The organism is Thiobacillus sp. (genome assembly GCF_018780105.1).
Lineage (GTDB): Bacteria > Pseudomonadota > Gammaproteobacteria > Burkholderiales > Thiobacillaceae > Thiobacillus.
This window is the reverse complement of record NZ_JADMKC010000005.1, coordinates 255,902-269,442: the sequence shown is the minus strand read 5'-3', so window position 1 is coordinate 269,442 and position 13,541 is coordinate 255,902. Positions and strand designations below refer to the sequence as shown.

11 protein-coding genes are annotated in these 13,541 nt (G+C 60.4%); all 11 read right to left on the bottom strand.

Annotated features, from left to right (window positions below; genetic code table 11):
* Window positions 1–31 precede the first annotated feature (31 nt).
* Entirely contained in the window at window positions 32–811 is a 780-nt protein-coding gene (locus IV098_RS05605) for a trans-aconitate 2-methyltransferase (protein ID WP_296886852.1), read from the bottom strand.
* A 16-nt stretch (window positions 812–827) separates the two neighbouring features.
* Window positions 828–1,385 carry a flagellar transcriptional regulator FlhC gene (gene flhC / locus IV098_RS05600; protein WP_296886850.1) on the bottom strand — a complete coding sequence of 186 codons (558 nt, stop codon included), beginning with the start codon at window positions 1,383–1,385 and terminating at the stop codon, window positions 828–830.
* A 31-nt stretch (window positions 1,386–1,416) separates the two neighbouring features.
* Window positions 1,417–1,728, bottom strand: a complete 312-nt coding sequence (gene flhD, locus IV098_RS05595) for a flagellar transcriptional regulator FlhD (RefSeq protein WP_296886848.1) — start codon at window positions 1,726–1,728, stop codon at window positions 1,417–1,419.
* A gap of 295 nt (window positions 1,729–2,023) precedes the next feature.
* Window positions 2,024–3,445 carry a mannose-1-phosphate guanylyltransferase/mannose-6-phosphate isomerase gene (locus tag IV098_RS05590; protein ID WP_296886847.1) on the bottom strand — a complete coding sequence of 474 codons (1,422 nt, stop codon included), beginning with the start codon at window positions 3,443–3,445 and terminating at the stop codon, window positions 2,024–2,026.
* A gap of 451 nt (window positions 3,446–3,896) precedes the next feature.
* Window positions 3,897–4,466 carry a hypothetical protein gene (locus IV098_RS05585; protein WP_296886845.1) on the bottom strand — a complete coding sequence of 190 codons (570 nt, stop codon included), beginning with the start codon at window positions 4,464–4,466 and terminating at the stop codon, window positions 3,897–3,899.
* A 138-nt stretch (window positions 4,467–4,604) separates the two neighbouring features.
* On the bottom strand, window positions 4,605–6,860 hold the full coding sequence (gene clpA / locus IV098_RS05580; protein ID WP_296886843.1) for an ATP-dependent Clp protease ATP-binding subunit ClpA: 2,256 nt from the start codon (window positions 6,858–6,860) through the stop codon (window positions 4,605–4,607).
* Window positions 6,861–7,169 carry an ATP-dependent Clp protease adapter ClpS gene (gene clpS, locus IV098_RS05575; RefSeq protein WP_296886841.1) on the bottom strand — a complete coding sequence of 103 codons (309 nt, stop codon included), beginning with the start codon at window positions 7,167–7,169 and terminating at the stop codon, window positions 6,861–6,863.
* Between the two features lie 103 nt (window positions 7,170–7,272).
* Window positions 7,273–7,926 (bottom strand): HAMP domain-containing sensor histidine kinase, encoded by a 654-nt coding sequence (locus IV098_RS05570; RefSeq protein WP_296886839.1) that lies wholly within the window; start codon window positions 7,924–7,926, stop codon window positions 7,273–7,275.
* A gap of 16 nt (window positions 7,927–7,942) precedes the next feature.
* On the bottom strand, window positions 7,943–9,625 hold the full coding sequence (locus tag IV098_RS05565) for a tetratricopeptide repeat-containing response regulator (protein ID WP_296886837.1): 1,683 nt from the start codon (window positions 9,623–9,625) through the stop codon (window positions 7,943–7,945).
* A gap of 136 nt (window positions 9,626–9,761) precedes the next feature.
* The gene (sucB, locus tag IV098_RS05560) at window positions 9,762–10,859 is read right to left on the bottom strand and encodes a dihydrolipoyllysine-residue succinyltransferase (protein ID WP_296886835.1); all 1,098 of its coding nucleotides are present in this window, start codon (window positions 10,857–10,859) and stop codon (window positions 9,762–9,764) included.
* Window positions 10,849–13,539: a 2-oxoglutarate dehydrogenase E1 component gene (locus IV098_RS05555; RefSeq protein WP_296886834.1), complete on the bottom strand. Its 2,691-nt coding sequence runs from the start codon at window positions 13,537–13,539 to the stop codon at window positions 10,849–10,851. Before IV098_RS05555 ends, sucB begins: the two co-directional genes overlap by 11 nt.
* Window positions 13,540–13,541 lie beyond the last annotated feature (2 nt).

Here is a 13,541-nt window from a genome sequence, read left to right as displayed (position 1 = left end):
TGCTGCGCAGGCGAAGAATTCCGGCGTCCGTTCACATGCGCCACGCGTAAAGCGTGTGACGCGCGCCTTCAGCCAGGGGGATCACAAGATCCGGTTGCCGCGCCTGCGCTTCGAACGACAGGCTGATGAGCAGACTGCCTTGGCGCATCTGGGACTGCGCCTGCTGCCACAGTTGCGGCATCGCAGCCGGAGAGAGGAAGGCGAACACCACGTCGTATCCGGCCAGATCGAGCGCCGCATAGTCGCGGCGCAGAAACCTCACCCGGCTGTGCCTGATCCAGGATCGAACCCGGCTGATGAGCCAGGGTGCGGGGGCAATCTCGGTGCCGGAAAACTGCGCCTGCGGAAAGCGCGACTCCAGATAGAACGGCACATCGCCGAAGCCGCTGCCGATATCGATAAAGCGAAACGGGGTCGCCTGCGGCAACAGGGGGATGATCGCATCCCAGGCTTTGCGATCGGACAGATACAACGGCACCCGAGTGCGAAAGCTGCTCCAGTAAAACAGCACCAGCAGCAAAAATGCCGCCAGATAAATCCAGGCAGGCAGACTGAATTGCTGTGCCAACACGATGACGGGGAAGAATCCGAAATGCAGCGGCAGCCACCAGACAGGTTGCCGCCACAAGCGGCTCAAGACCGCAGCCGTGGCACCCTGAACCAGGGCGAATTGCCACAGGGCAGCTTGAAAGGGAATCAGGGATCGCAGCAGGAGTGCCAGCAGTGCAACCAGAAGCAAGGCTGCGCACTGGACAAGAAGGGATTGCAGGCTGACCGGCAGACGCGTCATCACCCGCAAGTCTTCACCCACACGGCGAAGCGCGGTATCAGGCCGCGGCCAGAACGGCTTGTGCTTCGGCTTCTGCCTTGGCTTTGCGGGTTTTGCCGGCGCGTGCAGGGACGTTGCACAGGCCGCACACGTAATGGCTATGCAGGTCGTCGGGATGCACCACGAAATTGCCGCCGCAGCAGCTGCAGGCCGCGGTTTCGAGCATGCGGCTTTCAAAGAACCGGTTCAGCGTCCAGGCACGGGTAAAGCTCAAGACTTCTTCGATCTGGTTGGAGTGCAGATATTCCTGGTACAGCCGATAACTTTTGAGGATTGCTTCGATACCGCTGCATTCGCTGTTTTTAACGAGGTAACGATGAATATTGATGAACAGCGAGGAATGCACATTGGGCAGCCAGGTCAGAAACCAGTCGGTCGAAAACGGCAGCATGCCCTTGGGTGGCGACACGCCTTTGACTTCCTTGTAGAGCTTGAGCAGGCGTTCGCGCGACAGCGAGGTCTCCGACTCCAAGACCTGCGGACGGGCGCCCAGTTCGATCATTTCGATCGCCAGCTGGGTGTCGCGCATTTCGGTCAACAGACTTTTTTTACTCATTTGAACGCTCCTCGAAACACCCGACCCGAAATCAGACAAAAGCCGCCTGCCCTGCCATCAGGATCGCTGCATGCGACTGCGCCAGCGCCCGGTCCTTGGTGTAAGACGTCAGCATGTTGAGCACCAGGCCGTCATCGAAGCGGAAACGCGACACCAGCATGCCCGAGCTGGCCAGCTTCAGCACTTGGGCCGGAGTCAAGGTTTCGATCAGGTCGGCCACATCCTGGCTGATGCCCAAACGAAAGACGGCTGCCGCCTTGTCGTGTTGAATCATGTGTTGTGCCAGCATCAGGTAGTTGAGGTTGACATCACGGATTTCGTCCATCATTTCGTCGAGTTTCATGTTGTCTGTCCTTGCTTCGTAGAATTATTTTCGAATTCGCACTTAAGTCAGCGTTGTGAAATCGTTATCGGTCGACACCCTTGAAAGATAATACAGACAAAGAACTAATAAACTGACAGAAAATAACCCAACGTTGTCTTGGTGTTTGTCTTACACGTAATCCGGCAAGCTGCCCGCACGAATCCGTGGGCAGCATCGGATATGCGCGAACAAACCTTTGAATTAAAAGGTGAATTGCAGAAGAAAAACGGCTGCGGGCATTGCACCCGCGGCAGGGTAGCTCAGGCCGGGCTGGTCAGCTTCGCTGGTAAATATCCTCGAAGCGAACGATGTCGTCTTCTCCCAGATAAGTGCCCGACTGCACCTCGATCATGTGCAGGTCGATCTTGCCGGGGTTTTCCAGGCGGTGCGAGGTCCCCAGTGGAATATAGGTGGACTGGTTCTCGGAAAGCAGCGCCACGCTCTCGCCACAGGTCACGCGCGCCGTGCCCGACACGACGATCCAGTGTTCGGCACGGTGATGATGCATCTGCAGGCTGAGTTTCTCGCCCGGCTTGACCATGATGCGTTTGACCTGGAAGCGTTCGCCTTCGTCGATCCCCTCGTACCAGCCCCAGGGGCGATACACCTGCTTGTGGATCAGATGCTCGCAGCGCTTTTCTGCCTTCAGGCGATCGACCAGCTTCTTCACGTCCTGCACCTGGTCCTTGTGAGCGACCAGCACCACGTCGGCGGTCTCCACCACGACCAGATCCGACACCCCCAGCATGGCGACCATACGGGTTTGGGCGCGAACAAAATTGTTATGAGCGTTTTCCAGCATCACGTCGCCGCGGCAGGCATTGCCCTGCTCATCCTTGTCCGCCACATCCCACAAGGCGGTCCATGCACCAATGTCGTTCCAGGCCATGTCGGCAGGCACGACCGCAGCACGCTGGGTGTGTTCCATCACGGCATAATCGACCGAGTCGGAGGGACAGGCTTCGAAAGCCGCCGGATCAAGACGCACGAAATCGAGATCCAGTGTCGCTGCATCCAGCGCAGCACGGCTGGCATCGAGGATATCGGGACGCAAGTCCTGCAATTCCTTCAGGAAATCGCTCGCGCGGAACAGGAACATGCCGCTGTTCCAGAAATACTCGCCGGAATCCACATACTTTTGCGCGGTGACCAGATCGGGCTTCTCGACAAACGCGGCAACCTGATGCGCACCCGCAGCATCGGCCAGTGGCGCGCCCTTGCGGATATAGCCATAACCCGTCTCGGGCTTGGCCGCAACGATGCCGAATGTAGCCAGATGCCCCTTCTGCGCTGCCGCCGCAGCGACCCGGATCGCCGCATGAAAAGCGCCGACATCTCCGATCAGGTGGTCGGCAGGCAGCACCAGCATCAAGGTATCAGGGTCGTCGCGCGACAGCATCAAGGCCGCGACAGCAATGGCCGGCGCCGTATTGCGCCCCACCGGCTCCAGCACGATCGCGCGCGGGGCCGAGCCTATTTGCCGCATCTGCTCGGCGATCATGAAGCGATGTTCGACATTGCACACCATCAGCGGCGCTGCCATCTCCGGCATGTTGGCCAGGCGGGTAACGGTGTCCTGCAGCAGGCTGAAATCGCTTGCAAGCGGCAACAACTGCTTGGGCAAGGCCGCGCGCGACAAGGGCCACAGGCGGGTACCGGAGCCACCGGACAGGATCACGGGATGGATGGGAGTCATATATTGAAGGTCCGTCATCAAATTAATCAATTATCAGAAGTCTGCCACCGCCAGACTACTGCCTTGTTGCAAGCGTTCGAATACCCTATGCACCCGGCTTCGCCGGATGGACGAATGGCCGACATGGTGCGGGATTAACCAGGCCTCGGCAAGTGAAGCCCTGAACAAAAATACCATTCAAGAAAGCGCGAACAACGCCGATACTTATTTCAATGCTTGGTGCTGTGTTGAACGATACGGCGCTTAGTAGATTTCCCTTGTAGATTGTGTCCGGTACGGGGTTTACCCCGGGTGCTCCTCCTCCAGCCACACCGGGCTTTTAACGGCGCTTTATGCGCCGTTTTTGTTTTTCCACTCATGATTTCCCCGCACCAGTCCATTCACCCGCAAGTGAGTACAGCGCCGGCCCATGCGTCATGGAAAACCATTCCATGACGCATGGGCCGCAATATCAGGGCGTGCCCTCGACAAAAGCGCTCACGCCTTTTGACTTGCGGGCTGCTTCAAGCGCTTGCGCGGCTTTTTCCTTTTTCGCCCGCTTGTCCTCCTCAGCAAAAGCGCTCACGCCTTTTGACTTGCGGGCCGCTTCAAGCGCTTGGGCGGCTTTTTCCTTTTTCGCCCGCTTGTCTTCCTCAGCACGCTGCGCAGCCAAAGCGGACAAGCGCTCGGTCTCGGCCTTTTTCTGGGCTTCCTGCGCGCGCTGCTTTTCAAGAGCGACCTGACGCTTATGCAGCTCCGCCTGCTGCGCCGCCTCTCGCTGCGCTTGGGCCTTGGCGGCCGCTTCCCTTTTGGCTTCTTCGGCCTTCTGGGCGTCCAGGCGCGCCCTCGCCTCTTTGAGATCGGCGCGCATCTTGGCGCCGGTCTGGCGAATACGTTCGCTGATCGCGGAAATATCGTCTGAGGACAGTGTGGCGCTTTCCGGGGCCGCATTAGCAGTCGTAGCATCAGCGGAGTGAGCGGTGAGCGGCAACAAAATGGCCAGAGTCGCAGCCGCGAGTCGTATCACCTGAATGGAGTTCATGCGCGTTCCTTTTGTAGACGGGGGTCTAGCAGGCGCGCTTGGCTAATCCGTATGCTCAGCGAAGCTGAAAATACAACATGCCGGCACGCGCCCGCCGATTAACCGCTAACGGCTGCGCATGCACAAAACTTGACGGCTTCAGGCCGGAACGGCCTCTTCAAACTCGAGGCTGATCTTCTCGTGGGCATCCAGATCAATCGTCACCCGTCCGCCCTGCGTCAGCTTGCCGAACAGCAATTCATCGGCCAGTGCCTTGCGGATGGTGTCCTGGATCAGTCGCGCCATGGGGCGCGCGCCCATCAGGGGGTCAAAACCGTTCTTGGCCAGATAGGCCTTGAGGGCGTCGGTGAATACCGCTTCGACTTTTTTCTCGTGCAGCTGCTCTTCCAGCTGCATCAGGAATTTGTCGACCACCTGCAGGATGATCGGCTCGGTCAGCGATGCGAACGGGATGATCGCATCGAGACGGTTCCGGAACTCAGGGGTGAACATGCGCTTGATTTCGCCCATCTCGTCGCCGCTTTCGCGCGAGTTGGAAAAACCGATCGACGCCTTGTTGAGCACTTCCGCACCCGCGTTGGTGGTCATGATGAGCACAACATTGCGAAAATCTGCCTTACGCCCATTGGTGTCGGTCAGGGTGCCGTGATCCATTACCTGCAACAACACGTTGAAGATGTCCGGATGGGCTTTCTCAACCTCGTCGAGCAAGACAACCGAATAGGGCTGTTTGTTAACCGCCTCGGTCAGCAATCCGCCCTGGTCGAATCCGACATAGCCAGGGGGCGCGCCGATCAGGCGCGATACGGCATGACGCTCCATGTATTCGGACATGTCGAAGCGAATGAGCTCAACTCCCAGCACATAGGCCAACTGGCGTGCGACTTCGGTCTTGCCGACGCCGGTGGGGCCGGAAAACAGGAAATTGCCGATCGGTTTTTGCGGATTGCCCAGGCCGCTGCGCGACATCTTGATGGCCGCGGCCAGCATGTCGATCGCAGCGTCCTGCCCGTACACAACGGCCTTGAGATCGCGATCCAGCGTCTTGAGCGCGTTCTTGTCGTTCAGGGAAACCGTTTTGGGCGGAATACGCGCAATCTTGGCGATGATGTCCTCGATCTCGCGCGGGGTAATGACCTTCTTCTGCTTCGACTTCGGCAGAATGCGCTGCGCTGCGCCGGCTTCGTCGATCACGTCAATCGCCTTGTCGGGCAGATGGCGGTCGTTGATATACCGCGCCGACAACTGGGCAGCGGTCGTCAACGCGGCGGCAGTATATTTGACGCCGTGATGATCCTCGAACCGCGACTTCAGCCCGCGCAGGATCGCCACGGTTTCATTGACCGAAGGCTCGGGCACATCGACTTTCTGAAAACGCCGCGACAAGGCATGATCTTTCTCGAAAATGCCGCGATATTCGGCGTACGTAGTCGCACCAATACAGCGCAACTGCCCCGAAGACAGGGCGGGCTTGAGCAGATTGGAGGCATCCAGGGTGCCGCCCGACGCCGCGCCCGCACCGATCAGGGTGTGAATCTCGTCGATGAACAGAATGGCCTTGTCGTTATCCGCCAGTTGCTTCAGCACCCCTTTCAGGCGCTGCTCGAAATCGCCGCGGTATTTGGTGCCTGCAAGCAAAGCGCCCATGTCCAGCGCATACACCGTGCTTTGCGCCAGGATTTCCGGCACCGAGCCTTCGATGATGCGACGCGCCAGTCCTTCGGCGATCGCGGTTTTGCCCACCCCCGCCTCGCCCACCAGCAAGGGATTGTTTTTACGGCGGCGGCACAGGGTCTGGATGACGCGCTCCAGTTCCTGGTCTCGTCCGATCAGGGGATCGATCTTGCCTGCCAGCGCCTGGGTGTTCAGGTTGAGCGCAAAGCTGTCCAGCGGCGAAGCGGACGCAGCCTCGGAACTGGTCTCGGCCGGTTCGTCCGCACGTGGAGGCTGCTCGTTGTTTGCCGTTTTACTGATGCCGTGGGAAATGAAGTTCACGATGTCCAGCCGCGTGATGCCCTGCTGGCTGAGGAAATAAACGGCGTGGGAATCCTTTTCTCCGAACACCGCCACCAGCACATTGGCGCCGGTCACTTCCTTTTTGCCGGACGACTGGACATGCAGGATGGCGCGCTGGATCACGCGCTGGAAACCGAGCGTGGGCTGGGTGTCCACCTCACCCTCGGCGACCACCTTGGGCGTGTGCTCGGTGATGAAATGATCAAGCTGCTCGCGCATGGTCTCGATGTTGGCGCCGCACGCCCGCAAAACTTCCATCGCGGAAGGATTGTCCAGCATCGCCAACAACAGATGCTCCACTGATATGAATTCATGGCGCTTTTGCCGCGCATCCATGAATGCCATATGCAGCGTGACTTCAAGTTCCTGGGCAATCATTTAACTCTCCTCCATCGTACATTGCAGCGGATGCTGGTGCTGCCGCGCGAAATCCACAACCTGCTCAACCTTGGTGCTCGCAATATCCTTGGGAAATACACCACACACGCCTACACCTTCAGTATGCACTTTGAGCATGATTTGTGTCGCGCGTTCTTCGTCAATAGCAAAAAACTTCTTGAGAACATGCACCACGAACTCCATCGGGGTGTAGTCGTCGTTCAGCAGCAAAACCTTGTACAAAGGCGGTGGTTTGACCTTTGCGCTCACCGGTTCCAGCAGGGTAGCGCTTTCTCTCTTGGTTGCCATAGCGGGAATACACCTGAATAAGGCTGTCTATTTTGCGGTGAGACTTGGAATTTTCAAGCCCCTTGCCTGTAAGGCTTAGCCGAAAGCCGATGTGCTGGCCTGCTCAGGGCAGCAGCAGGCTGAAAACCGCGCCCGACTCGTTGTATAGCCGAAGTTCGCCGAGTCGTCCCCGGTTTTCATGGGTTTGCACAATCATCCGGGCGAATTGCAGGCCCAGACCCGTACCCGTGGCACGGTATGGTGTGTTGGTGGCCACGCTGGTCAGGATATGTTCCGGATAGCCGTCCGAATCGTCGCGCACCGACAGCGACAGGCAACCGTCGACCATGGAGGCTTCGATGCGGATGATCGAACGCGCATAGGCCAGCGAGTTCTGGATCGCATTGAGCAGGGCCATCTCAATCAGTTCGCGGTCGAAAAACCAGACAGCGGGGACATCCGCCGCCATCCCTGCGTCTATGTTCAGCCGCCCGCGGGAGAGGGCGCCAGCCCGTTCCACGAGTTCGTGCAGCAGATCATGCGGCGAGTAAGCATCGATGGTCGGCTGCAGCTGCTGGTTATTGGCCTTGTAGAGCAGCAAGGCCTGCTGCAGCCGGTCGATCACGCTCTGGCACAGGAGCCTCGCGTCATTCACGGTACCGTCGTGTTGCGGCTCGACTTGCATCGGAATGCTGTCGAGGGTCATCGACAGCAGGCCGAGGTTGTTTTTCAGCTCATGGATCAGAGCTGCATAAAGGGCGGTACCGTCAAATTTCATCCCTGTTCACCCCATTTCATGTCCGGTTCATGCCAAAACGCGTTTCAACTTCTTTCAAGTGCAGGCGCAGCCCCGAAATACGCGAATGCCCGGGGGCCTGGCGCTCGGCTTCGGCCAGATGCTTGCGGGCAATATTGATCATGTTCTCGTCCATGCCCACCTGGTCGATGTATTTGAGGATCACCCATACCGCGTTCATGATGATGCGCGGGTTGTAAGGCGCCTCGCCGCAGGCGGTAAGCAGCTTTTCGACGGCGGTTTTGTAGTCGCCCTTCTGTGCCAGCACGACGCCTTCGTTGTTGAGTTTGCGCACGTCGGCGGTTGCCGAAGCCAGCACCGCGGCACCGGCATCGCTGCGCCCGGCATCGTCGTAGATTTTGCGGGCCTTGGCCAACAGGGATTCACTGTCATGCGCATTGCGGGCCACTTCGGAAACGATGCCGTCAGCCTCGCCCTCGCGCCCATTGGCCATGCACACGCCAGCCAGATCGAGCATCATCTGCGGATCGCAGCGGGTGCCCTCACTACGCAGGCCGGCGGCTTCGTCCAGCGCCTTGACCGCTTCCTGCAGATTGCCCGCCTGGTTATGCATCATGCTTTGCGACACCGCCATGACCAGCTTGCCTTCGGGACTACCCTGCAGGCTGGATTTATTCTTCTTCAGGGTATCGGCAACCGCTTTCAGATCGCCCTGCTCGACCTGGACCCGGCACAGATTGCCCAGATCGGCAGGCGTGACAAAAATCGAGTGGCGGCCCTTTTCCAGCGTGTTGGTATAGGCCGTGCGCGCAACATCCAGATCGCCATTGCCATAGGCCACCTCGCCCAGCTTTTGCTGGCGACGAACCGTCTTGCCGGAAATCGCCACGCCTTTTTCCAGCGCAGCCTGCGCAGCTGCGCCGTCCTTTTTGGCCAGGCACACGTCGGCCAGCAAGTCGTAGGCCGCAACCATCGAGGGTGCATGTTCCAGCACGTCGCGCAGCTCTTCTTCCGCCGGCTCTTCCTTTTTCTGCAAATGCAGCGACCGTGCGAGCCCCAGGCGCGCCCAGGGAATGGCCCGCATCGCGATGACCTGCTTGTACAAGGCCTCGGCTTCGTCGAAACGCCCCAGCGTGACCAGCAATTCGCCTTTGAAGCGCAGCGCATCGACCACGTATTTAGGGTGGTTCTGCATCATTTCATCGCATGCCACGAGCGCCGATTCCAGGTCCTGTGCCATGAAATGCCGATACACCTCGCGGAAAGCGCGCTTGCGCAACAGAATGTTGTCGAGCCGGCTACGCAGGATTTCCGCGCTGAAGGGTTTGATCATGTAGTCATCCGGTGCCAGCTCTGCGGTCGCCACAACCTTCTCGTAGTACGACTCGGCCGTCACCATCATGAAAACAGTTTCCAGCGAAATCAGGTTGCCGTGGCGCAACTCCTCCAGCAGCTGCTGGCCATCGCGGCCGTCGCCCAGGTTGAAGTCGCACAGGATGAAGTCGAAATCCTTATTCTTGACATGAAACAAGGCCTCGGCCGCATTGGCGGCCAGCTGAACCTTGACCACGCCAAAATTGGACAAGGTCAGCCGCAGGGCATTGCGCATGCCGGGATAGTCATCCACTACCAGCGCACGCAAGGACGCGTAGTCAATGAAGGACTCATTGGCCGACGCCGATGCGGGTACGTTCTTGATGAATGCAGAGGGTAGGCTCATGCCTGTTGTCCCCTGTCGATGAATTGACCCCGACTCACAGCGTAATCACCCAATTTCACGATATCGCCATGAATATCGGCAATTTCCAGACAAACTGAACCGAACATGGGCGTGCCAGCCAGCTGGCAGCGTCAACTCATTCGTGGGTCAGCAGCGCATCGGGCGCCTCCAGCGCCGCCTTTACCGCCACCAGAAACTGCACTGCGTCGCGGCCGTCGATCAGTCGGTGATCGTAGGTCAGGGCCAGATACATCATCGGACGGATCACCACCTGGCCATTTTCAGCGATCGGGCGTTCCTGGATGGCATGCATGCCCAGAATGGCCGATTGCGGGGGATTGAGGATGGGGGTAGACAGCAGCGAGCCGAACACGCCGCCATTGGTGATGGAAAACGTGCCGCCGGAAAGGTCGTCCAGCGTGAGTTTGCTCTCGCGTGCACGTTGCCCGAAATCGGCAATGGCGCGCTCGATCGCGTCCGACGACAAGGCTTGCGCCCCGTGCAGAATCGGCACCACCAATCCGCGCGGGCTGGAAATGGCGATGCCGATGTCCGCAGCGCCGTGCCACACGATGTCGTTGCCGTCGATGGATGCGTTGACGACGGGGAACTGGGCCAGAGCCTGGCACACCGCGCGCACGAAAAACGACATATAGCCGAGCTTGACCCCGTGCCTGACCTCGAACTCAGCCTTGTGGCGCTGGCGCAGTTCATTCACCGCTTGCATGTTCACCTCGTTGAAGGTGGTGAGCATGGCGGCGCTGTGCTGCGCGGCAAGCAGACGCTCGGCCACGCGGCTACGCAAGCGCGACATCGGTTCGCGGCGGAACGCGCCGCTCGATATGACAGGCTCAGCAACCGGCAACGGGATGTTCGTAACAGGCGACGCGCTGGCGGGCGGCGGTTCCACCTTGATGGCAGAAACAGCCGGGGCGACGGGCGCAGGACCGGGCGCAGCGACCGCCTGCACCGGAACGACCGGCTCGGCCAGGTCCTCACGGGTTTCGATCACCGCCACCACCTCGTCCGCCTTGACCACGGCGCCTTCGGGCTGGCGCAATTCGACCAGCGTGCCCGAGGCCGGCGCAGGGATTTCGAGGATCACCTTGTCGGTTTCCAGATCGACCAGCGCTTCGTCACGCGCGACGCTTTCACCGACCTGCTTGCGCCACGGCAGCAAGGTGCCGCTCGCCACCGAGTCGGACAACATCGGTACGCGGACTTCAACTTTCATACGGTGTCTCCAGCGCGTCGTTCAATAGCGCGTCCAGTTCTGCGCGATGGCGCGAAAGATGGCCCGACGCCGGTGCGGCCGCAGGCGGGCGGCCCGTGTAGTGAAAGCTCTGCCGGTTCGGCGTGCAATGATTCAGATGGTGCAGGGTCTGGTACCACGCCCCCTGGTTCATCGGCTCTTCCTGCGCCCAGACAAAAGTTGCGGCCTGCGGATAGGTCTTCAGCGTCGCGCGGAATGCAATTTCAGGGAAGGGATACAGCTGTTCCACCCGGATCAGTGCGACATCGTCCAGTCCCCGCGCCGCGCGCGCCGCCTCGAGATCGAACCACACCCGCCCGCTGCACACCACCACGCGTTTGGCCTGAAGCGGCACGCGTGGGTCGTCGATGACAGGCCGAAATGCGCCTTCGCTCAGATCGGCTAGCGATGACGTGGAGTCCGGATAGCGCAGCAGTCCCTTGGGCGTCAGGATCACCAGGGGCTTGCGCGCAGGCCGCACCAGCTGCCGCCGCAACAGATGGAACATCTGCGCGGGCAGCGTGGGCACGCACACCTGGATGTTGTCCTGCGCGCACAGCTGCAGGAAGCGCTCGAGACGGGCGGAGGAGTGCTCCGGACCCTGCCCCTCCAGTCCGTGCGGCAGCATCAAGGTGAGGCCGCACAGCCGCCCCCACTTGGCTTCGCCGCTGGTGATGAACTGATCGATCACCACCTGCGCACCATTGGCAAAGTCGCCGAACTGCGCTTCCCACACCACCAGGGTGTCGGGGTCGGCGGTCGCGTAGCCATACTCGAAGGCCAGCACCGCCTCTTCGGACAGCAGCGAGTCGATGATGGTGAAATTGCCCTGCCGCGGGTGCAGGTGTTCGAGCGGGATATACACGCCACTCTGGCGGCGTTCGCGCTTCTGGTCGTGCCACACCGCATGCCGATGAAAGAAGGTGCCGCGCGCCGAATCCTGACCTGACACGCGCACGTTGTAGCCCGTATCGAGCAGGCTGGCATAGGCGAGGTTTTCAGCGTAGCCCCAATCGACCGGCAATTCGCCTGCGCGCATTTTGCGGCGGTCATCGAGCACCTTTTGCACCCGTGAATGCAATTCGATTTCGTGTTGCAGGGTGGTGATGCGCTCGCCAAGAAAGTCCAGCCGTTCCGACGCAATGGCGGTTGGCACTTCGCTCTCCGGCTGGCCACTGAAGCGCGCCCAGTCGATGCCATAGATGTGGTTGAAGTCGGATTCCGCCGGCGGATTCAGCGAGCCGCCCTGTTCCAGCCGTTCACGGCAGCGGTCGACCATGTCGTCGGCGCCCTGCTGCGTCAGTACGCCCTCGTCCACCAGCCGCTGCGCATACAGGGTGCGGGTGCTGGGGTGCGACTGGATGCGGCGGTACATCAGGGGCTGGGTGGCCAGCGGCTCGTCCTGCTCGTTGTGGCCATGGCGGCGATAGCAGACCAGGTCGATGAAGACGTTCTTGTGGAAGGTGTAGCGGAAGTCGACCGCAGTGCGCACCGCGAACGCCACGGCCTCGGGATCGTCCGCGTTGACGTGCAGCACCGGCGCCTCGACCATCTTGGCGACATCGGTGCAGTACAGGGTCGAACGCACGTCGCGCGGGTCGGAGGTGGTGAAACCGATCTGGTTGTTGATGACGATGTGGATCGCGCCATGATTGCGAAATCCCCGCGTCTGCGACATGTTGAGGCTTTCCATCACCACGCCCTGCCCCGACAGCGCGGCATCGCCGTGCATGATCACCGGCACCACCTCGTAGCCGAGCACGTCGCCGCGCCGGTCCTGCCGCGCGCGGACCGAGCCACGCACCACCGGATGCACGATTTCCAGGTGCGACGGATTGAATGCCAGCGCCAGATGCACCGGCCCGTTGGGCATGCTCACATCGGTGGAAAAACCCTGGTGGTATTTGACGTCGCCGGACAGCGGCGCGCCATCGCCCGGCTGCGGCTCGGAGTAGAGACTTTCCAGCGACCGCCCCATGATGTTGGCCAGCACGTTGATGCGGCCGCGATGCGCCATGCCCATCACGACTTCCTTCGCGCCATGGCGGGCGCAGCGCGAAATCACCAGATCGAGCAGCGGGATCAGGCTTTCGCCGCCCTCCAGCGAAAAGCGCTTCTGCCCGACGTAGCGCGTATGCAAAAACTTCTCCAGCGTCTCGGCATCGGTCAGACGCTGCAGCAGCTGCTTTTTCAGCGGGATCGACGCGCCGTAGTTGCCCTGTGCCGACTCGAAACGCTCCTGCAGCCAGCGTTTGCGCGCCACATCGGTGATGTGCATGTACTCGATGCCGACATGGCCGCAATACGCGTTGTTCAGCCGCTGCAGGATGTCGGCCAGCGTGGTGCGCCCCACCCCGAACAACGAACCGGTCTCGAAATCGCGTCCCAGGTCCGCATCGATCAGATCGTAATGAGCAGGATCGAGTTCGGGTGTGGGGGGCGGCTCGAACCGCCGCAAGGGGTCGAGATCGGCCTGCCGCACGCCCAGGTAACGATAGGCATTGATGAGCCGGAGCACCGCAACCTGCGCCGCATCCGAGGTTTCCTGGCCCGGCAAGGCCTGCGCCAGCCAGGGGGCCAGGGCGTCATCGCCGAACTGTTCGAGATACGCCGCATTGCCGGCATACAGTGGAGAACTTGGTGACCAGTCGGATGAACTCATCG

Excerpts from the sequence above, each read along its gene's own strand:
- flhC (WP_296886850.1), bottom strand. The coding sequence starts at position 1,385 with ATGAGTAAAAAAAGTCTGTTGACCGAAATGCGCGACACCCAGCTGGCG.
- flhD (WP_296886848.1), bottom strand. The coding sequence starts at position 1,728 with ATGAAACTCGACGAAATGATGGACGAAATCCGTGATGTCAACCTCAAC.
- IV098_RS05590 (WP_296886847.1), bottom strand. The coding sequence starts at position 3,445 with ATGACTCCCATCCATCCCGTGATCCTGTCCGGTGGCTCCGGTACCCGC.
- IV098_RS05585 (WP_296886845.1), bottom strand. The coding sequence starts at position 4,466 with ATGAACTCCATTCAGGTGATACGACTCGCGGCTGCGACTCTGGCCATT.
- clpA (WP_296886843.1), bottom strand. The coding sequence starts at position 6,860 with ATGATTGCCCAGGAACTTGAAGTCACGCTGCATATGGCATTCATGGAT.
- clpS (WP_296886841.1), bottom strand. The coding sequence starts at position 7,169 with ATGGCAACCAAGAGAGAAAGCGCTACCCTGCTGGAACCGGTGAGCGCA.
- IV098_RS05570 (WP_296886839.1), bottom strand. The coding sequence starts at position 7,926 with ATGAAATTTGACGGTACCGCCCTTTATGCAGCTCTGATCCATGAGCTG.
- IV098_RS05565 (WP_296886837.1), bottom strand. The coding sequence starts at position 9,625 with ATGAGCCTACCCTCTGCATTCATCAAGAACGTACCCGCATCGGCGTCG.
- sucB (WP_296886835.1), bottom strand. The coding sequence starts at position 10,859 with ATGAAAGTTGAAGTCCGCGTACCGATGTTGTCCGACTCGGTGGCGAGC.
- IV098_RS05555 (WP_296886834.1), bottom strand. The coding sequence starts at position 13,539 with ATGAGTTCATCCGACTGGTCACCAAGTTCTCCACTGTATGCCGGCAAT.